This window comes from uncultured Chitinophaga sp. (genome assembly GCF_937898475.1).
Taxonomy (GTDB): domain Bacteria; phylum Bacteroidota; class Bacteroidia; order Chitinophagales; family Chitinophagaceae; genus Chitinophaga.
Window position 1 is genome coordinate 109,075 of record NZ_CALEJS010000019.1, and the last position, 20,605, is coordinate 129,679.

Annotated in this window: 17 protein-coding genes and 1 tRNA gene; 3 read left to right on the forward strand and 15 right to left on the reverse strand. The window is 49.8% G+C overall.

The window, feature by feature from the left end; genetic code table 11:
• Positions 1-361 precede the first annotated feature (361 nt).
• A complete protein-coding gene (locus tag Q0577_RS14830; protein WP_298737559.1) occupies positions 362-2,908 on the forward strand; it encodes a M14 metallopeptidase family protein in 2,547 nt (848 codons plus the stop codon).
• Here Q0577_RS14830 and Q0577_RS14835 read toward each other — a convergent pair.
• The 13 genes from Q0577_RS14835 to Q0577_RS14895 form a co-directional block, all read right to left on the reverse strand.
• Positions 2,905-3,513: a redoxin family protein gene (locus Q0577_RS14835; RefSeq protein ID WP_298737561.1), complete on the reverse strand. Its 609-nt coding sequence runs from the start codon at positions 3,511-3,513 to the stop codon at positions 2,905-2,907. The two genes, Q0577_RS14830 and Q0577_RS14835, sit on opposite strands and share 4 nt — an antisense overlap.
• Before the next feature lie 87 nt (positions 3,514-3,600).
• Positions 3,601-4,563, reverse strand: a complete 963-nt coding sequence (locus Q0577_RS14840; RefSeq protein ID WP_298737562.1) for a YihY/virulence factor BrkB family protein — start codon at positions 4,561-4,563, stop codon at positions 3,601-3,603.
• 82 nt (positions 4,564-4,645) lie between these two features.
• Entirely contained in the window at positions 4,646-5,707 is a 1,062-nt protein-coding gene (gene mltG / locus Q0577_RS14845) for an endolytic transglycosylase MltG (protein WP_298737563.1), read from the reverse strand.
• 113 nt (positions 5,708-5,820) lie between these two features.
• Positions 5,821-6,177 carry a preprotein translocase subunit SecG gene (secG, locus tag Q0577_RS14850; protein ID WP_298737564.1) on the reverse strand — a complete coding sequence of 119 codons (357 nt, stop codon included), beginning with the start codon at positions 6,175-6,177 and terminating at the stop codon, positions 5,821-5,823.
• A gap of 20 nt (positions 6,178-6,197) precedes the next feature.
• On the reverse strand, positions 6,198-7,586 hold the full coding sequence (locus Q0577_RS14855; protein WP_298737565.1) for a hypothetical protein: 1,389 nt from the start codon (positions 7,584-7,586) through the stop codon (positions 6,198-6,200).
• 36 nt (positions 7,587-7,622) lie between these two features.
• Positions 7,623-8,138, reverse strand: coding sequence for an LPS assembly lipoprotein LptE (gene lptE, locus Q0577_RS14860; protein ID WP_298737566.1), 516 nt, complete (start codon positions 8,136-8,138; stop codon positions 7,623-7,625).
• 50 nt (positions 8,139-8,188) lie between these two features.
• Positions 8,189-9,430 (reverse strand): sigma-54 dependent transcriptional regulator, encoded by a 1,242-nt coding sequence (locus tag Q0577_RS14865; protein ID WP_298737567.1) that lies wholly within the window; start codon positions 9,428-9,430, stop codon positions 8,189-8,191.
• Positions 9,431-9,445: 15 nt separating this feature from the next.
• Positions 9,446-10,876, reverse strand: a complete 1,431-nt coding sequence (gene miaB, locus Q0577_RS14870; protein WP_298737568.1) for a tRNA (N6-isopentenyl adenosine(37)-C2)-methylthiotransferase MiaB — start codon at positions 10,874-10,876, stop codon at positions 9,446-9,448.
• 223 nt (positions 10,877-11,099) lie between these two features.
• Positions 11,100-11,834, reverse strand: coding sequence for a DUF3800 domain-containing protein (locus tag Q0577_RS14875; RefSeq protein WP_298737570.1), 735 nt, complete (start codon positions 11,832-11,834; stop codon positions 11,100-11,102).
• A 96-nt stretch (positions 11,835-11,930) separates the two neighbouring features.
• Positions 11,931-12,003: transfer RNA gene (locus Q0577_RS14880), tRNA-Gly, on the reverse strand.
• A gap of 64 nt (positions 12,004-12,067) precedes the next feature.
• Positions 12,068-12,577: a hypothetical protein gene (locus Q0577_RS14885; protein ID WP_298737572.1), complete on the reverse strand. Its 510-nt coding sequence runs from the start codon at positions 12,575-12,577 to the stop codon at positions 12,068-12,070.
• Between the two features lie 23 nt (positions 12,578-12,600).
• Complete coding sequence (locus Q0577_RS14890) at positions 12,601-13,383, reverse strand: (Fe-S)-binding protein (RefSeq protein ID WP_298737574.1); 783 nt, start codon at positions 13,381-13,383, stop codon at positions 12,601-12,603.
• Between the two features lie 27 nt (positions 13,384-13,410).
• On the reverse strand, positions 13,411-14,727 hold the full coding sequence (locus Q0577_RS14895) for a (Fe-S)-binding protein (protein ID WP_298737576.1): 1,317 nt from the start codon (positions 14,725-14,727) through the stop codon (positions 13,411-13,413).
• A 185-nt stretch (positions 14,728-14,912) separates the two neighbouring features.
• Between Q0577_RS14895 and Q0577_RS14900 the strand changes: the two genes are divergently transcribed.
• Positions 14,913-15,401 carry a phosphoribosyltransferase family protein gene (locus Q0577_RS14900; protein ID WP_298737578.1) on the forward strand — a complete coding sequence of 163 codons (489 nt, stop codon included), beginning with the start codon at positions 14,913-14,915 and terminating at the stop codon, positions 15,399-15,401.
• A gap of 73 nt (positions 15,402-15,474) precedes the next feature.
• On the opposite strand, the gene Q0577_RS14905 is transcribed toward Q0577_RS14900, so the two are convergent.
• The gene (locus Q0577_RS14905; RefSeq protein ID WP_298737580.1) at positions 15,475-17,199 is read right to left on the reverse strand and encodes a phospho-sugar mutase; all 1,725 of its coding nucleotides are present in this window, start codon (positions 17,197-17,199) and stop codon (positions 15,475-15,477) included.
• Positions 17,200-17,331: 132 nt separating this feature from the next.
• Between Q0577_RS14905 and Q0577_RS14910 the strand changes: the two genes are divergently transcribed.
• The gene (locus tag Q0577_RS14910; RefSeq protein WP_298737581.1) at positions 17,332-17,988 is read left to right on the forward strand and encodes a protein-L-isoaspartate(D-aspartate) O-methyltransferase; all 657 of its coding nucleotides are present in this window, start codon (positions 17,332-17,334) and stop codon (positions 17,986-17,988) included.
• A 41-nt stretch (positions 17,989-18,029) separates the two neighbouring features.
• On the opposite strand, the gene Q0577_RS14915 is transcribed toward Q0577_RS14910, so the two are convergent.
• Positions 18,030-20,513, reverse strand: coding sequence for an outer membrane beta-barrel protein (locus tag Q0577_RS14915; RefSeq protein ID WP_298737583.1), 2,484 nt, complete (start codon positions 20,511-20,513; stop codon positions 18,030-18,032).
• Between the last annotated feature and the right edge of the window lie 92 nt (positions 20,514-20,605).

Here is a 20,605-nt window from a genome sequence, read left to right on the forward strand (position 1 = left end):
TGTTTGAAGAGGCAAAGCGATCCTTAGACGTCTCAATGCGTATAAGCTTGTTTAGTTCTAACATCCCTGATAAAGGCGGAAATAACACGTAATAGCGTTGCTTTATCATCCGCAGGCAGTGTCTCTATCTCTTTAAAGTATCTAATTACTTCAGTATCCTGTAATGTAGCGTTAGCCTTGTCGGAGGAACTACCATTCAGTAAGTAGTCAACGGAAGTATCGAGTGCCTCCGCTATATTCTTAATTACTTCAGCAGTTGTGTACTGGTTTGTTCCATTTTGCGCAGATATTCTCCTGTACAAGAAATAAGCCCTTTCCCGCTTATTTCCCTATCTTAGTCACACAAAATCCACCCTAAGGTATGCGGAAATGCTTTTTGCCAGCACTATTGATTCTACTGGCCTATTTGCCCGGCTTTACACAATCCCTCCCTACACCCGACCAATTCCTCGGCTACCGCCTCGGCAGCCACTTTACCCCGCACTACCGTGTGCTGGAATATTTCAAAGCGGTGGCCGCCCAAACGCCCAACATGCAATTACAGCAATATGGCGCCACCTACGAAGGACGCCCGCTGATGATGGCCATCATCGCCTCCCCGGAAAACTTCAGCCGTCTGCAGGACATCCGGCAACAGAACCTGCAGCTTGCCGGCGGGAAGGGCAATAACAACAGCAACCACCCCGTCATCGTCTGGCTTAGCTACAATGTCCACGGCAATGAAGCCGTGTCCACTGAAGCGGCTATGCGCACCCTTTACCTGCTGGCAGACAAGAACAACCCCCAAACGCAGGAGTGGCTCAAAAATACCGTTGTGATCATCGATCCCTGCCTCAACCCCGATGGCCGTGAACGATACGTCAGCTTCTATAACCAGGTGCAGAGTTTTCCGCCCAACCCGCAGCGTTATGCATGGGAACATCATGAGCCCTGGCCCGGCGGCCGCGCCAACCACTACTATTTTGACCTGAACCGCGACTGGGCCTGGCAAACACAAACCGAGTCCCAGCAGCGCCTCAGTGTCTACAACCAGTGGATGCCCCAGGTACATGTAGACTTTCATGAACAGGGCATCGACGAGCCCTATTACTTTGCCCCTGCGGCAGAGCCCTTTCATGATGTGATCAAACCCTGGCAACGTGAGCTGCAAACCCTCATCGGCAAAAACAATGCGAAGTATTTCGATGAGAAAGGATGGCTCTACTTTACCAAAGAACGGTTCGATCTCTTCTATCCCAGCTACGGAGATACCTATCCCACCTATAACGGCGCAATCGGTATGACCTACGAACAGGGTGGGGGCGGCGCCGGCGGATTGGCGGTACTGAAACAGGATAATGACACGCTTACGCTTACGGATCGTATAGCCCACCATGTTACGACCGGCTTGTCTACCATTGAGGTAGCCTCCCGGCAGGCGCAGAAGATAATGGGCGAGTACACGGCTTATTTTAAGAATGCCGTCAGCGCACCAGACGGCCCGTATAAAGCTTATGTGATAAAAGCTGCCGGCAATACAGAGAAACTCGCCGGACTTGCCACCTTATTGAAACGTAATAACATCGCTTTTGGGTATGGCGCCAATGTTACCAAAGCCAGCGGACTCAATTACTTCACCAATAAAACGGAAAGCTTTGATGTTGAAAAGGAAGATATGGTGATCAGCGCTTTCCAACCCCGTTCCAACCTGCTGCAGGTACTGTTTGAGCCGCAGTCACGGTTAACAGATTCCGTTACCTACGATATTACCGCCTGGGCCATTCCCTATGCATACGGACTACCTGCTTATGCTTTGCGTCAGGAGCTTCGTCCAAAATCAGATTCTGCGCCCGTTATTGCCACATCCGCTGCTGATGTACAGAAGCCCTACGCTTACCTGGCATCCTGGAACAGCATCAAAGACGTAAGATTTCTCACTTCCCTGCTGCAGCAGGGCATTAAAGTGCGTTATGCAGAAGGCTCCTTCACCATTGGCGGCCGTACGTTTCAACCAGGTACGCTGATCATTACCAGGGCAGGGAATGAACAGATGGGCAGCCGTTTTGATAACTACATCCGCACAGCTGCCCAAACAGCAAAGGTTTCCCTGGATGCAGCGGCCACCGGCTTTGTGGAAAAGGGAACAGACTTTGGTTCCGATAAAGTACGCTACATACAACCGCTGAATGTAGCCATGCTGGTGGGCGATGGTGTATCATCCCTCGGTGTAGGTGAGATATGGCATTTCTTTGAACAGCAGATAGGCTATCCGCTGACCATGATCCATGTAAAAGACCTGCGGCGGGTATCCTGGAAGGATATCAATGTGCTCATCCTGCCAGACGGTAAATACGATTTCCTGAATGACAAAGCTGGCGCCACCCGGCTGAAAGACTGGGTCAGCAGCGGTGGAAGACTTATCGCCATGCAGGACGCGCTGTCGCAGCTGGCGGCAGGAGATTGGGGCATACAACTGAAAAAGGATAAACAGAAAGAAAAGGAAGAGAACAACAAGCAGAACAACAAGGACACTGATAAAGATACCTACGCCGCTATAAAGCCTTATGCCAACCGCGAACGCGAAAGCGTGAAGCAGTTCATCCCCGGTGCTATTTATAAAGTACAGCTGGACAATACGCATCCGCTGGGCTTTGGCTATACAGACAGCTATTACACGCTTAAGCAGGATGATAAGATCTACGAATTCCTGGACGACAGCGGCTGGAACGTAGGCATACTCAAAAAAGATAATTACCTCAGCGGTTTCGTAGGTGTGGACACACGGGAACGGCTAAAGGATGGCCTGTTGTTTGGCGTAAAGGATATTGGCAACGGTAAACTGGTGATGCTGGCAGATGATCCGCTGTTCCGCAGTTTCTGGGAGAACGGGAAATTACTGTTCAGTAACGCCGTGTTCCTTGTATTTTAATAACGTTTGATATTGCAGCCCAGCGCCGATGTGCTATTGGTCTTCACCGGCCCGCCGGCCAGCATTTCATTAATGGCATTATGCAAATGCCTGGTCTTTACCGCATCCGCATTACCGGGGTTATCGTCGATAGCGCCCTTGTAAGACAAACGGCCGTTCTTGTCAAAGAGGTAACATTCCGGTGTATGACTGGCATCAAAAGCCTCTGCGATCTCCGCCTTTTTATCTATCACGTAATACCAGCGGTATTGTTGTTCTGCCGCATAGGCCTTCATTGCTTCCAGTGATTCATCTCCATTATGCAGCGTAGTGTTTGAATTGACCATGATAACGCCCACCTGGTGCTGCAGCGCAAACGCGCATATCTCTGCCGTCCTGCTTTGGTTGCGTAATACATAAGGGCAACGGTTACCGGTGAACATCACCAGCAGGCCGTTGGCGCCTTTAGCGGCATTCAGCGATACATTGCGGCCGCTGATATCATGCAGCTGTATATCCGGTTTGGGAATGGGGTCGCCTATATCCAGGGTGTCTGAGCGGAAAGCACTAAACAGGATGAAGGTAATCAGGATGACGGTTATCAGTACACCGAATGTACTTTTCATAGTAATAGGTTTGGTTGAAACAGATCCAGGGTTATGGATGTGATATTTAAAATAAAGGTAATATAATGTGGTGTAAATCCCAAATCCCTAAGATAGTCCCTGTACTTCAACGGGCAGATCTTCATTTCGTGCGGCCGCAATTTCCTTCAGCGTACGTATGCTCGCATTCAGCTCGAAGCCCACCAGCAGGATAAAAGAGTTAAAATAGAGGAACAGCATCAGAATCAGGATCGTGCCGATAGAGCCGTATATCTGGTTATAGTTCACGAAGTTATTTACGAAGTAGGAAAAGCCCAGGGTAACCAGTATCATCAGCAAAGTGGCGAAGGTAGACCCTGCGGTGATAAACTTCCATTTCTTGGTGGTAGCCGGCGCAAAGCGGTAGATCACCGCCAGGATGGAAAAGAACAGCATCGCGATCAGCAGCCAGCGCACAATATTCACGCTGTTCCTGATCAAAGGGTTCTCCACATGCAGCAGGTCAAAGATGTAACGGAGGATGGTGCCCTGTGCAATGATCAGCACAACGGTGAGCAGCAGCAGCAGTACCAGTATGGCCGTCATCTGCAGGGCCAGCAGCCTGGTTTGCCACCACTTCCGCCTTCTGAAGCCCGGCTGCATTTTGTTGAAGGAACGCATAATCCCCATCAAACCGTTGGATGAGTAGAAGAAGGCCATCAGGAAGGCGATGGATAACAAACCCGTACGGTTGGTATACAGGAAGTCATGTATCATGTTCCTGACAATCATATAGGTGTTATAGTTAGGTGCTACATCTTCTGCCAGCCGGTAGAGCGTAGGCTCAATGCTTTTCATGGGGATGAAAGGCACCAGTGTGAACAGGAAGATAAAGAAAGGAGGGATGGACAGCAGGAAGTTGAAGGCAATGGCTGCTGCCCGGTCGCCAAGGCTTTTATCCCTGGCCTCTTTAAAGAAGAATTTAAGTACGTCATACAAAGGCAGCCCTTCAAAACCAGGCAGCACCGTGTCTTTGCTGATGCTTACCAGCTTGCGATAGAGGGTGGTACGTCGTATAAATCTCTTCAGCATAACAGTTATTTGAAAGCCTGGGGGTTTAAGGGTTGAAGTACACAAACGGTAGAACGTTCAAACCCTTAAACCTTCAAACTTTTTATAGTCCCCGGTTGTTCAAAGCGGCCTGGTATTTACGGGCATTCTGCAGGTGTTCTCGGAAGGTAACTGCAAAAGCATGATAACCGGAAAAATCAGACCGTGCACAAAAATACATATAATCTGTATCAGGGGTGTTCAGCACGGCATCCAGGGTTTTAACGGAAGGCGTGCAGATGGGGCCGGGTGGTAAACCGGCATAACGGTAAGTATTATACGGTGAATCAAACAGCGTGTGAATCTCCCTGATCCTTCTCAGCGCAAAATCCTGCAGGGCGAACTTCACGGTGGGATCTGCCTGCAGCTTCATGCCTTTGCGGTAGCGGTTCAGATATACGCTGGCTATCAATGGTTTTTCGTCGTTCTTGTTGGTTTCTTCCTCCACGATGGCGGCCAGTATGCTTACCTCGTTCATGCTCAGGCCCAGGTTGCGCGCTTTGGCTTTTCTTTCGTCTGTCCAGAATTCTTCCCTGGCCTTTTCCAGCTTTTTAAAAGCCATTTCTGCAGAGGTGTTCCAGTAATACTCGTAGGTATTGGGCATCACGGCGCACATCACCGTATTGGAGTCCAGCCCGAACTGCCGTAAGTATACCTGGTCCTGCATCAGTATCCGCAGGGCGGTAGAATCTGCCTCCAGGTTGCTGCAGATCTTCCTGACAAAATCGTCCTTAGTGCGTATTTTGGTGATCACCAGCTGCACGGGCGCCTGTTTACCGGAGCGCAGCAGCTTTACGATCTCAAAATTGCTCATGCCGCGGGATATCTGGTAGCGGCCCGGTTTTACCCGTCTGGGGTAGCCCAGTTTACGGGCCACAAAATCAAAACTGTTGCGGCTTTGTATCACTTCCTGCGTTTCCAGCCCTTCCAATACATCATTGTATGAGCTGCCGCTGCGTACATAAAAGTATTTCTTGTCGCCAAAAGCCTTGGTATTAGGGCCAAACACGCGATATGCAATGTATACCGCCACGCCTGCGGCCAGTGCGCAGATAATCACCAGCGAGCGCCGTATCCAGGTGGCCCTGTTTGACCGTTTGCCAGAGTTGTTTCTTTTATTTGACATAATCCAGGTTACAACACAAAGGTTAATTGTGCTTTAGGTATAAGGTATAATTAATTACATAAAAAAACCTCGCTTTTAACGGCGAGGCTATTAAAATAATTTTAAGAAGCGCTTTATTTATTTTGCGCCGGTTGCTGCTGCGGTTGTGCAGGGGTAGTATTCGGCAGCGTAGCCGGAGCAGGCTGCTGTACGGGCCTTCCTGCATTCTGTTCCATAATGGTCTTGCTCTGACGGGCCGCACTGTTCTTGTCTACGAAAAAGGACGAGGTCAGACAAAGCACTGCAATGATGGCAGCAAGTATCCAGGTGCCTTTTTCCAGTACATCAGTAGTTTGGCGAACACCTATTACCTGATTGCCAAAACCGCCGAAAGAGCCGCTTAAACCGCCGCCTTTAGGGTTCTGGATCAGCACGAAGAAACCAAGCAGCACACAGGCCAGAATGATCAGTATACCAAAGATTAATAACATAGATATTATCGTATTTCCTGTTAACTTTTATCAGCTTCAGACTGCGCTAGTTGCAGCTCCTGAATCTTTTGCGCAAAATAAGCGCTTTTGTTGGGATTAAGCAAACTTAATTTTTGATATATCTGGATAGCCGTCTGGTACTGGCGCTGCCGGGCCCAGATCTCGGCCAGGGTCTCAGATACAATATCGTCATTGAGGGTGATAGATTCCATGGCCATCTTTTCCACGGCCTCAGACACCTCCGGATCATCGTCCACATAAATGCGGTGCAGCTGCTGGTGATACCAGTCCTTATCGGCCCTTTTCGCGAAGCTCTGCTTCATTTCCCGCAGCCAGTCGGTAAAACTTCTCATTTCTGCCATACCTTTTTCAGTTAACTCCTCAGCGTTGTCCGGCTCCTGGAGCCGTTTGTACGCAAAATAATCGTCCGTGTACAAAGGTTGAAAGGTAAGGGCGTCTTCTTCGTCCGGTATTTCCAGGGGATAAATCTTGATCGGTTCTTCTGCCGCCGCAGCAGTGGGTTGATTCACAGGTACTCCGGCTGCGGGCGCTGCTGGTTCCGCTGCAGCTGTTTCCGCAGCTTCCGGGGCAGCGCTTTGCTCAACAGCAGCGTCCTGTGAGATTTCTGTTTCAGCTGCAACTGCTTCATTAGCAGGGAACTCCGGTTCCTCCGGCTGTGTGCTGCCGGTGGTAAATTCCCAGCTGTCTTCCACCGCCGGCGTATCATCTGCGGCTGATGTGTCATCTGCAAACGGTGCATCTGCTGTGGAAGGATCGGCATAAGTGATGGGTTCTTCCAATGCTTCCTCCGCAGGGGATGCAGCGGGCGCTTCCGGCGCATTGTCAATGGCCGGCTCCATAATATGCTGTGGTTGTTCCGCTATATTATCTTCGGCCGGAGCGGCAGCTGGTGCTGCCTGCCGTGCCTGCAGTTCTTCTTCCTCTTTTTGCAGAGCTTCCATGCGTTTGATGGCGGCCCTGATCTCTTCACGTTCCCTGATCATGAAATCCAGCTCATCCTCCGCGTCCCTGCGGGTAATGCTTTCCCAGTTGAGCGCCACCGGCTGTTTTTCAGCCGCAGCAGGCGGTACAATGGGTTGGGCCGCCAGGGGAGAGGGCGTATAGGCAGCGGCGGTGTGATAATGATGCGTATCAGTACTGCCACCGCTTCTTTCCAGCTCTCCTGTCAGGAACTGGAAGAAATGATGCGGATTGTTGGTATATAGCTGTGCTTTTTTGACCGCGGGTGAATGCAGGTTGGGGTACTGTTCATAATTTTTCTGTGCCAGCAAAAGGCGGGCTGCCGTAAAATACGGGTATTCATCCACCACGCCTTCCAATGTAACGATAGATACCCGGTCAAGTTCCGGCTGCTGAAAAATCTGCTGAATGATCCTCTTTGCGGTCATAGCTGCTAAAGTATGAAAAAAAGATATATGTGGTTGTTACCAGTTTGCAAATGCGCGGTTGAAAATAGCGTCTGTCAGCTGGGGGAGAATGGTCTCATCCAGCAGCCTGTTCTCTACTGCACTGATCACCTGGTTGGCGGGGAAGTCGGCAGACTGGGAGAAGGGCTGGGTCCAGCCTTTTTTATCACCCACCCGTTTCACGAATACCACGTTGACGGTAACGGTCAGACGGGAGGTGGCGGCCTGGTCTACATTCGTTACAGCGGCATTGGAAACGGTATAGCCGGTAACGGTTGATTTGAACTCATAATCAGCGCCTTCATCGTTCACCTGGGTCAGTTTGGTCTGCGATTGTACTTTCAGGCGCAGCCTTTCTGTTACCCGCTGTGCCAGCGTCGGGTTAACAATAGGTGCCCTGTTCTCTACAAAGCGAATATTCACGGTTCTGGCTCCCTGGTCTATACTGGCTCCGGAAGCGGAATATTTTACACTGCATCCGCCCAGTGCCAGAAGCACTGCTGCGGCTATCGTTCCTGTCAATAATCTGATCATTGTCGTGTGGTGAATAGTGAATAATCGGATCCCCCGGTGCAAATGTAACATCAATCCCCGATGTTATATTCCTTCAATTTACGGTAAAGGGTCCTTTCTGAAATACCCAGGTCCAGGGCGGCATCCTTTCTCTTTCCCTTGTGTTTTTTAAGGGCTTTAACGATCAGCTCTTTTTCCTTATCGGCAATGGAAAGGGTTTCCTCCACTTCCTCGTGATGGTCTATATTATGCTCCGGCAGGATGATATGCTGCGGTGATGCCAATACGTTGCCATGCATGGTGGCAGGCTCCGCCTGGCTGAAGCCATGGAGTACTTCATGATGGTCATTTTCCTCGAAGTGGGCGTTGTGTGCCATGCCGGGGTTCTGCAGGATGTCGAAGAACATTTTTTTCAGTTCCGTTACATCCTTTTTCATATCGAAAAAGAGCTTGTACAGGATATCCCTTTCGCTGGCAAAATCACTGGTGTTCTGCTGTGGCGCCGCCAGCATGGGTAAACGCGATGCATGGGGAACGTCTGGCAGGAAACGTTTCAGCTCCTGGGCAGATACCAGCTTGTCCTGCGCCAGTACCGATACCTGTTCTGCCATATTCTTGAGCTCACGAACGTTACCCGGCCAGGTGTAATTCACCAGCAGGTTGCGGGCTTCTTCATCCAGCTGGATGGAAGGGGTTTTATAACGTTCTGAGAAGTCGATACAGAATTTGCGGAACAGCAGGGGAATATCCTCCTTCCTGTCGCGCAGCGCGGGTACCCGGATGGGCACTGTATTGAGACGGTAGTACAGGTCCTCACGGAATTTGCCATGCTGGGTATGTTCCAGCAGGTCGCGGTTGGTAGCGCCAATTACGCGTACATCTGTTTTCTGTACTTTGGAAGAACCTACCCTGATAAACTCGCCGGTCTCCAGCACACGCAGCAGGCGGGCCTGAGTGCCCATGGGCATTTCCCCGATCTCGTCCAGGAAAATGGTGCCGCCGTTAACGGTCTCAAAATAGCCTTTGCGGCTGTCTACCGCGCCGGTAAATGAGCCTTTTTCATGGCCGAAGAGCTCTGAATCAATGGTACCTTCGGGGATGGCGCCGCAGTTCACCGCAATGAACGGGTTGTGTTTACGTGCGCTTAATGCATGGATGATCGTGGAAAATACCTCCTTACCAACACCGCTTTCTCCGAAGATCATCACTGTCAGGTCTGTATTCGCAACCTGAGCAGCTACCTGCAGGGCATAGTTTAATGCAGGTGAATTTCCGATAATGCCAAATCTGTTCTTAATGGATTGTATCTCCATAACCTAACCTCCAGCTTAATGGTTTAAAACTACCTTACCTATTAAAGTAGCAGCCGTACAATCTTCCACCTTCACATAGACGTACTCTCCCTTCTGATATTGTTCTTTCGGAAAAACGATCACCTTATTCTGGTCATTTCTTCCAAAAAGGTCATTTTCTGAGCGTTTGGAAGTGCCCTCTATCAGTACTTTGAACGTTTTGCCAACATCCTGCTGCATGCTTTCGAGGGCCTGGCGGCGGTGCAGTTCCACCACTTCCGTCAGTCTTCTCTTTTTCACCTCCTCCGGAACATCATCCTGGTAGCGGCGTGCTGCCAGTGTGCCGGGGCGTTCTGAATAAAAGAACATATAAGCCAGGTCGTACTTTGCATATTCCATCATGCTCAGTGTTTCCTGGTGGTCTTCTTCCGTTTCTGTGCAGAAACCGGTAATAATATCAGTAGAAAGGCCGCAGTCCGGTAATATTTCACGTATACGGTCCACTTTTTTCATATACCATTCCCTTGTATAGGTACGGTTCATGAGCTGCAATATGCGGGTGCTGCCGCTTTGTACGGGCAGGTGAATATAATTGCAGATGTTCTCATACTTCGCCATCGTGAATAGAACCTCATCGGTAATATCCTTGGGATGGGAGGTGCTGAAACGTACGCGTAACAGGGGACTGATGAGCGCCACCCTTTCAAGCAGCCCGGCAAAGGTGATGATCTCATCCTGACCGCCGTTGGGAGAGGGGCCTACCCAGTAGTAGGAGTCCACATTCTGTCCCAGCAGTGTCACTTCGCGGTAGCCGTTGTTAAAGAGGGCGGCTGCTTCCTGTATAATGGAATAAGGATCACGGCTGCGTTCCCTGCCACGGGTAAAGGGCACCACGCAGAACGTGCACATGTTGTTACAGCCGCGCATGATAGATACAAACGCTGTTACGCCGTTGCTGTCCAGCCTTACCGGGTTAATATCGGCATAGGTTTCTTCACGGCTCAGCAATACGTTTACGGCTTTCTGGCCGGTTTCAGCCTCTTCTATCAGGGCGGGCAGGGTACGGTAGGCATCAGGGCCTATTACCAGGTCTACCAGCTTTTCTTCTTCCAGCAGCTTGGCCTTCAGGCGTTCTGCCATACAACCCAGCACGCCTACCAGCATACCGGGGTTGCTCTGCTTGATCTTGCGGAACTCCTGCAGCCGCTTGCGTACGGTCTGCTCCGCCTTTTCGCGGATGGAGCAGGTATTCAGCAGCACCAGGTCGGCCTCCTCGTAGTTACGGGTGGCGCCAAAACCTTCCTGGTTCAGTATGGAAGCTACGATCTCGCTATCGTTGAAGTTCATCTGGCAACCATAGCTCTCTATATAGAATTTCTTGTTGTATACCTGATCATTGCCCTGTTCAGCGGCGAAAGCTTCGCCCTGACGGCTCTCATCATGCACTTTGGTAACCTGTTCCAACATTCCTTATCTCAAAATTTAGAAGAGCAAAAGTAATAAAATAAATGGAAAAATGACAGAATGTCAGCGAGGGGGCTATATACATAGTGATCCCTCTTTAGCTAAATATTTTGCTAATGTTTATAGCTTTTTGTACCTTTGCGGTGTCTATCTTGATAGATAAAGAAATTGGACCGGGGTGTCCCCGCTCGGTATGAAGCCAGGTGTTGAGCCTGGCTTTATATTTTTATGGAAATTCCTTCAGCCCATATCTCCTGTTGTTCTTACTGTAAAATTTGTCTTTCAGCACGTCAAACGCGGGATTAGGCCTATCCGGTGCAATAACATGCTGTGCTATAGGATAAGCGACAAGATCCGCCAGCTGCAGGCCATTAATATTTTCCTTTTTCGCTTTAAAAACTATACTGGTATTATACGCTGCAAGCCTTTCCCTGCTTACATAGTGCGTTCCCCTGGCCAGTAAACGCTGAAAATGCTCATCCAGTTGCTTGTCTTCTTTTTTACCTCTCTTTTCAATGACTATCTCGAGTTCCTTGAGACCTTTTATATCATCCAGAAAGAATATTGCCCGTTCTATAATAAAAGACAGGCAAATTTCATACACGTCATTCGACAATCGTCCATACCGCTCAATAAACTTATCTTTCCGGATAACAGTGGCGATTATCTTATAGTCGTTATTCACCACTATCTGGTTTATCTTTTCGTAAAATTCCTGCTTAATCTCCAGGTCAAAAAGAATACTAAATTCCTTGTCACACTTCCTTATATCCCTTGAGTGCAATATCACGTTGATGTTTGACCAGAACCGGTTTTTGAGATCATTTATGCTTTGCCTTAGCGCCTCGTAGCGGTCCTCTCCAATTATTACTCCACATAACAAAAAGATTGGAAAGTCCTCATTAATCTCTGTCAGTCCGTGATTACCGCTTTCATCAAGAAATAGCCGATATTTTGTCATTGGAGTTAAATGGAAAGATGTTTTGGTGCTCTTTGAGGTTCATATTATCAACAAACAAGCAACCTGTCACGGGAAGGGCGCAGGCTGTAATCTCTGAGCGGAAAACGGGGCTCGAACCCGCCACCTACGGCTTGGGAAGCCGTCGCTCTACCAAATGAGCTATTTCCGCTTATAACCGGTTTATTCCCAAAGGTCTAAACCGGTCGCAATATAAAAAATTTCACTGTACCAAACTAAGCCGTCTGCAACTTCTTCATCACCCAGCTGTCTTTTACCGGGATGAGCCACTGCTGTTCCATATCCGCTTTGGTAAGTACGGTATTGTTCAGGTACAGGGTGTCTTCATTGATAAAGCCTTTTTCAAAGGCATAACCTAACTGGGCCAAAGGCAGCAGCTGTATCTTGTCGTTCACTACAAAGCCCAGCAGCAGGCGGTCAAAAAGATTCACTTCATACTGCCTTTCAATGCTTTTGATGATGCGTACGGAACTATCTGTACTGCAACCGCTTACGCCGGTAGCGCTCTCGTCTGCCATCACTACGATCACCTGGTTGAAAAGGAGTTTTGCCCAACCCTGTACACGGTCGCCGTGCGACAGCCACTGGCTGGCAAACTGGTCTAATTGCTCATTGATCTCAATGGTTTCCCGCTCGTTGAAAGGGCGGTTAGACTGATATATCCATACCCGTGACGATGGTGAAAAGTCAGCAGGTAATAATTGTTTTACTTCTTTTGTTATCATACCACAAAATTACAATATTCACATTAATCGCCCAGCTGCCTGGCAATGATCTCCGCAATGTCCAGTACCTGTACGCTTTCTTCCTTCCCTGCTTCCTTTACGCCGTCTGTCAGCATGGTCATACAGAAAGGGCAGTTGGCCGCTATTACGGAAGCCCCGGTGTCCACCGCTTCGCGGCCGCGTTCAAAGTTAACGCGGGTGGTACCTTTTTCTTCTTCCTTGAACATCTGTGCGCCGCCTGCGCCACAGCACAGGCCATTGCTGCGGCAGCGTTTCATTTCTACCAGTTCGGCGTCCAGGGCTTCCAGCACTTTGCGGGGCGCTTCATATATATTATTGGCCCTGCCCAGGTAGCAGGAATCATGATAGGTGATCTTCTTTCCTTTGAAGCTGCCGCCTTCCAGCAGCCTTATTTTGCCTTCGTCTATCAGCTGTTGCAGAAAGGTGGTATGGTGTATCACTTCGTAATGGCCACCCAGTTCAGGGTATTCGTTACGCATGATATTAAAGCAGTGCGGACAGGCAGTTACGATCTTTTTTACGCCATAGCCATTCAGCACCTGGATATTATTCTGGGCCATCATCTGGAAAATGAATTCATTACCGGCCCTGCGTGCAGGATCCCCGGTGCAGCTTTCTTCCTTTCCCAGTATGGCAAAGCGGATACCCGCCTTCTCCAGGATAGTGGCAAATGCTTTGGTGATCTTTTGTGCCCGCTGATCAAAACTGCCAGCGCAGCCCACCCAGAAGAGAACCTCCGGTGATTCGCCTCCGGCGGCGTATTCTGCCATGGTTTTTATAGTCATAGTCTTTGTTTGCAGTATTTACGGGTTTCAGTTTTCCAGGGCCCATTTATCCCGGTCGTCAGGAGAGAATTTCCAGGGCGCCATGTTATTCTCAATATTGCTGAACATCATATTCCATTCTGCCGGCGCGCTGGACTCTTCCATCACCAGGTGCCTGCGCAGCTGCAGGATAATGTGCAGGGGATTGATGGCCACCGGGCACTCCTGTACACAGGCATTGCAGGATGTACAGGCACGCAGCTCTTCCTCAGAAATATAATCGCGCAGCAGGGCTTTGCCGTCATCCTGGAAACTGCCGTTCTTTTTGATGTTGTTGCCTATTTCCTCTGCCCGGTCGCGCGTGTCCATCATGATCTTGCGGGGAGAGAGCTTTTTGCCGGTGATGTTCGCCGGACAGGCAGCTGTGCAGCGTCCGCATTCCGTACAGCTGTAAGCATCCAGCAGGTTCTTCCAGGTAAGATCCGGTATATCTTTGGCGCCGAATTTAGGCACCGTATCTGATGGCGGTTCACTGGCAGCCAGTTCAGGCTGCAGCATCAGCTGTACTTCTTTCTGTACGGCAGGCATGTTCTCCATCTTGCCCCAGGGCCGTACATCTGTATAATAAGTGTTGGGGAAAGCCAGTACAATATGCAGGTGTTTGGAATAGGGCAGGTAGTTCAGGAAAGCCAGCACACCCAATATATGGAGCCACCAGCAGGTCCTTTCCAGGGCTACCAGTCCGCCGGTGGAAAAACCGTCAACCAGTGGCGTCAGCAGACCGGAGATCCAGAAATTACCGGTGGCCATATAATGATCCGCTCCACGTGTTTGCAATACCTGGTCTGCCGTGTTCATGGTAAGGAACAGCAGCATCAGCACAATCTCCGTGATCAGTATATAATTGGCGTCTGAACGGGGCCAGCCATCCAGGTCGCGGCCCATAAATCGCTTTAGTTTCAGGATATTGCGGCGGATCAGGAAGATGGCGCATCCCAGGATCACCAGTACGGCCAGTACCTCAAAACAGCCTATCAATACAGGATACAATACGCCCAGCAGGGGAGTGAACAGGCGATGCGTGCCCAGCACCCCATCCAGGATGATCTCCAGGATCTCCAGGTTAATGATGATGAAGCCCGCATATACGAAAAAATGCAGTACGGCTACCAGCGGCTTACGAAACATTTTCTGCTGACCGAAAGCCAGCAGCAATACATTCCGCCAGCGTTCGGCAGGGGTGCCATAGGGCGTAAAGTCCCGCCCCAACAGTATATTTCGCCTGATCTCCCCGGCCTTCCGGGCAAACAGGTATACGGCTGCTGCAAATGCAATAACAAATAAAAGCTGCTGTACAATATGCATATATCAGATTTGACTTTCTAATTTACAGTTTATTGCAATACCGGCAATTTTTATTGAAAGTTTAATGGTTTGAGGATTTGAACGTTTGAAGGTCGCCAGCTCGTTCGGGACACCTTTAAACATTCAAACCCTCAAACTTTCATACCTCCAAAATTTACTACTTTTACAACCTCTAAAGCTATTATATGAGTACCAAAAACGTGATCCTCACAGAAGATATCATACAAAAGAAACTGAAGCGTATCGCTTATGAGATCTACGAACATAACAGCGGGGAAACCGAACTGATACTGGTAGGCATATGGGACAGGGGCCTCATCCTCACCCATAAAATTGCCGCTATCCTGAAAGAGATCGCGTCTTTTGATATCCGTATAGTAGAGCTGCGGCTGGACAAACAGCACCCCCTGGAGGTGACCCTCTCCGAAACAATTGATATTACCGGTAAAGTAGTGGTATTAATAGATGATGTGGCTAACTCGGGCAGAACCATGCTCTATGCCCTCAAACCCTTCCTGCAATACCTGCCTAAAAAGATACAGACTGCAGTACTGGTAGACCGGAAGCATAAATCCTTCCCACTGTCAGTAGATTTTGTTGGCTTCTCCCTCGCTACCACCCTGCAGGAAATGGTGATGGTAGACGAACAAATACGCGAAGCATACCTGGTTTAAAAGTTTGAAGGTCTGAAAGTTTGAAAGCCGCCAGCCCGTTGGGGACGCCTTTAAACTTTCAAACCTTCCAGACTCACTTAAGTTTCATGTCTTTGATGATTGCCTGTATACGCTCATCCAGCAGTGCATTCACCTTGTCAAAATCCTTTTTGTCTGCCAGCGGCTGCCGTACACTGAAGTAGAATTTGATCTTCGGCTCTGTACCGGAGGGCCGTGCAGATATCTTACTGCCGTCTTCCAGGATGAACTGCAGTACGTTGGAACGCGGCAGCTCAATCGGCTCCGTCTTGCCTGTTGCCAGGTCTTTTGCCTGCTGCAGCTCGTAATCATACAGCTTCACCACTTTGGAACCGTTGATGGTAGTGGGTGGCGCTTCGCGATAGCCGCGCATCATTTCTGCGATCTCTTCGGCGCCTTTCATACCTTTCTTGGTAATGGAAATGAGCTGTTCCTTATAGAAGCCGTACTTCACGTAAATGTCTATCAGCTGCTCGTATAATGAACGGCCTTCATTACGGGCATAAGCGGCCATTTCAGAGATCATGGCTACGGAGGCCACCGCGTCTTTATCGCGTACATTATCACCGATCATGTAGCCGTAAGATTCTTCACCGCCGCAGATGAATTTTTCCTTGCCTTCTTTCAGGCGGATCATGTCTGCTATCCATTTGAAGCCGGTCAGTACGTTATAGCAGTTCACGCCGTTCTGCGCGGCAAATACGTCGATCAGGTCAGAGGTTACAATGGTTTTGCCTACAAAGTCGGTAGGGCCTGCCAGGCCTTTCTTTTTGCGGCCTTCTATAATATAATTGAACAGCAGTACGGCGGTCTGGTTACCGTTCAGCAGTGTCCATTCTCCTTTGATGTCTTTCACCGCAATGCCTACACGATCTGAGTCGGGGTCGGTACCCAGCAGCAGGGCGGCGTCCAGTTCTTTTGCCTTTTTAAGGCCGATGCTCATAGCTTCGGCTTCTTCCGGGTTGGGATACACCACGGTAGGGAAATTACCGTCGGGTGTAGCCTGTTCTTCCACCACATGCACATTGGTAAAGCCAAAACGTTTCAGTATCTCGGGCACCAGGGTAATGCCGGTACCGTGAATAGGGGTGTAAACGATCTTCATATCGTGCTGGGCAGCGATCACATCCGGGTTTATAGACAGCCCCTTGAGTACCTGCAGGTAGGCTTCATCCTCGTTTTTGCCGATAAGAGTGATGTTGGCCTCGCCACCGCTCCACTTTACTTCGTCGATAGAGGAGATCTTCTCTACCTCCCTGATCACATTTTTATCGTGCGGGGGTACCAGCTGTCCGCCGTCTTCCCAGTAAGCCTTGTAGCCATTGTATTCTTTGGGGTTATGGGAGGCCGTCAGCACTATACCACCCTGGCATTTCAGGTGGCGGATGGTGAAAGACAGCTGCGGGGTGGGGCGGAGGCTCTCAAACAGGAACACTTTGATACCATTGGCGGCCATCACATTGGCCGTTACTTCAGCAAAGAACCGGCTGTTATTACGGCTGTCGTGGGCAATGGCGATCTTTATTTCTCCGGAGAAAGCCTGTTTCAGGTAGTTGGCAAATCCCTGGGTGGCCATCCCCACGGTGTATTTGTTCATACGGTTGGTTCCTACCCCCATGATGCCGCGCAGCCCACCGGTACCAAACTCCAGGTTACGGTAAAAGGCGTCGGCCAGCTCATCGGGATTGCCTTGCTGCAGTTGCTCTACGGCTGCCACTGTCTCCGCATCAAACCCGCCAGTCAGCCATTGCTTTACTTTGTTTTCAATAATAGTATCCATGGTCCTAAATTATTTGTGGTCAAATATAAAGAGTAAAAAACGTATTTCCTGTGGTCTCATCCTCCTAATGTTAGTAAAAACAAGTATTCCACATATCATTGAAAATTGGGGGTATTGGTTAATTTTGCGCCTATGAGGCGGTACGAAGATTCCTATAAGCAAAAAGGATTACGCAAACAATTGGTAGATAGCATCCGGCAGAAAGGTATAACAGACGAAAATGTATTAGCGGCCATCAACAACATCCCAAGGCATTATTTCCTGGATACGGCTTTTGAGAGCATCGCTTATGAAGACAGGGCTTTCCCTATAGGGGAGGATCAGACCATTTCCCAGCCCTATACGGTAGCCTATCAGACGCAGCTGCTCGAGGTAAAGCCTTTCGAAAAGATACTTGAAATAGGCACTGGCAGTGCCTACCAGGCTTGCGTACTGGGAGAGCTTAAAGCCAATGTGTTCACCATTGAACGGCAGAAAAAGCTGTTTGACCTGGTAAAGCAGTTCCCTTTTAAATCCCGTTACCCTACCATCCGTTTCTTTTACGGTGATGGATACGAGGGCCTGCCTACCTTTGCCCCCTTTGATAAGGTGCTGGTTACCGCCGCCGCCCCCCAGATCCCGGAGAAATTACTGAAACAAATGAAAATAGGCGGGATGATGGTCATTCCCGTTGGCGCCCAGGAGGTACAGCGCATGCTGCGTATCACCAAAAAAGGGGAAGACGAATACGAACAGGAAACCTTTGACAACTTTTCTTTTGTGCCCATGCTTACGGGCAAGAAATCGTAAATAGCTGTTAGCTGTTAGCCGCTAACAGCTAACAGCTATTCTCACAGTTGTTGCGATCTCTCACTCTCTTTCAGCGGCGCTCCTTCTTCTTCTTCTCCGCTATTCCTTTTCTTCCTGAACATATTCGGGTCCATTTTGCCAAAGCGGTAGCGCAGGTTCAGGCGGATGAAGCGCGTAGTACGTTTACGGTCGTAATCCTGGATGAAGGCCTCCGTTTCGTAATGCTGGCTGAACTGCTGTGTATTGAGGATGTCTGACACGTTCAGGGAAACCGCCAGGGCATTATTCTTCAGCATTTCCTTACGGATGCCCAGGTCCATACCGTTCATGGCCTTGAAAGTGCCCTGGGGCAGTACCCGGGGCGAGCGGTAATGACCCTGCAGCTGCACATTGATACGTGCGGGTAACCGCAGGTTGCTGTTCACATTCAGGCCATAGGTCAGGTACTCGTTAGAGAGGCTGGGCACATTATCCGGACCGGTCAGCCGGCTGTACTCCAGGTTCAGGTTGCTGGTTACATCCCACCAGCGGAAGATGTGCAGCTGGTAGGTGATATTACCTCCCCAGTCCTGGTCAGTGGCCAGGTTCATGGGCCTGGTAGTGGTAACGCCGGTAGTGGTGTCCAGGGTGCTGATACGGTCTATATCGTCATTGGCCTGGGAATAGTAGAAGCCGGTGTTCAGGAAGTCCCTTGAATCCGGGAAGTAGCGCGAATAATTCAGCTCAAACTTATGGGTAATAGACGGCTGCAGTTCCGGGTTGCCCATTCTCAGGTTCTGCGGGTCTGAGTTATTGGTGTAGGGCAGCAGGTCGTTAAAATTGGGCCGGTCCACCCTGGTGGCATAGTTCACGATCAGGCTCTGGTTCTCGTTATTGGGCAGGTTATACTTCAGGAACACGCTCGGGAATACATTGAAGAATTTATTGTCTACAGAAGTGTCCTGGCTGAAAGAATACCCCTTCAGATGCGCCTGCTCCACCCTTACGCCCACCTGGTAGCCCAGGTTGCCCAGCGAGCCGGCCAGGTTACCGTAACCCGCGTATACATCCTGTCTGTACTCATAAGTGTTGGACAGCTGCTCACTTTGTTCATACTGCTGCGTGTCCCAGTTATACAGCATGGCAATATAGTCGTTCTCGTTTTGCTGGGAGGTACCTTTAAAGCCCGCTTCCAGCTTGCCCTTTTCTCCCAGCGGCGTGGTGTAGTCTGTCTGTACATTCCAGAACTGGTTGTGACTGCGCCCGGTGTTGTGCTGCTGGTCGGGGTTCTCTGCGCCGCTGCCCGGTTTTTCATACAGCGTATAGTACTGGCTGTTATTATTGCCTTTGTTGTTGCTGTAGCTGATGTAAGCGGTCAGTTCCTCGTTCTTTTTATTGGTGGTATGACGGTAGTGCAGGTTGGTATTATTGTTCGGGTTGAAATAATTGCCGCTGTTGTTACGGTTGCCGGAGCGGAGGGATTGCCGCGCTGCATCCAGGTAGTTCAGCAGGATATGATTTTCATTATCGCCACTGTTGAAGTTGATGCCTTCAGAGATGGTGATGGTGTTATGCTCATCGAGATAATAATCCAGTCCCAGTCTGCCGCCGTGAGAGCGGTCACTGTTACGGCTGCGGTTTACCTGTGTGAAGTAGGAGGTGTTGGAACTGTCGGGCACCAGGTTCTGCCGGTTGCTGAAACCGCTGCCTGTCTGTCTGCCATAGCGGCCGTAGTAATTGGCGAAGAAGTTGAACTTGCGCAGCCGGAGACTGGCGTTCGCGCCGCCGTTCACCTGTCCGCGGGTAGCCACGCCGCCGTTCACCATCACGTTATAGCCAATGGCTTTATCTTTCTTCAGGACGATGTTGATGATACCGCCGCCGCCCTGCGCTTCAAATTTGGCAGAGGGGTTGTTGATCACTTCCACGCGGTCAATGGTTTCTGCGGGAATCATCTGCAGCGCTGTTTTAGCATCGCCAAAAGGAGAGGGCTTGCCATCTACATAAATGGTAACGCTTTTACCGCGCAGCGATATATTATCATCTATATCCACTTCCACGCTGGGGATATTCTTCAGTATATCCGTTCCCGTTCCTCCGTCTGCCGTAACCAGGCTGCCGGCGTCAAATACCTGCCGGTCTATCTGCATGGAGAAGGTGGGTTTCTCTGCTTTCACTTCAACGGTAGATAGAACTTTGCCACCGGCGTGCATGCGCAGTGCACCTACTGCCAGCGAGGCTTTGCCTGCCGTTACGCTCAGGTCTTTCTCCATTTTATCATAGCCCATGAAGGTAATGCGCAGTACATAGTTACCGGGCTTTACCGCATCAAAGCTGAAATTACCGTTAGCGGCAGTATACATGCCGTATGCTACGCTGGAATCGGGTTTGTGCAGCAGCACAACGGAAGCAAATTCTACCGGCTTGTTGGTAGCAGCATCTACTGCTTTGCCGGAAATCCTGGTTGAGTTGGTATTGCCGCTTTGTGCCATACCGTAATAACTACAGCAAAGCAGTAAGCAAACAAACAATAAGCGCCTGTTCATGGTCAGTGGAATAATAGCATTGATCCATCGTAAAATTATTCAACAAGGGCTTAAACAAAATCGATTTATGATAAGCGGCAAGTGCGGAGCGC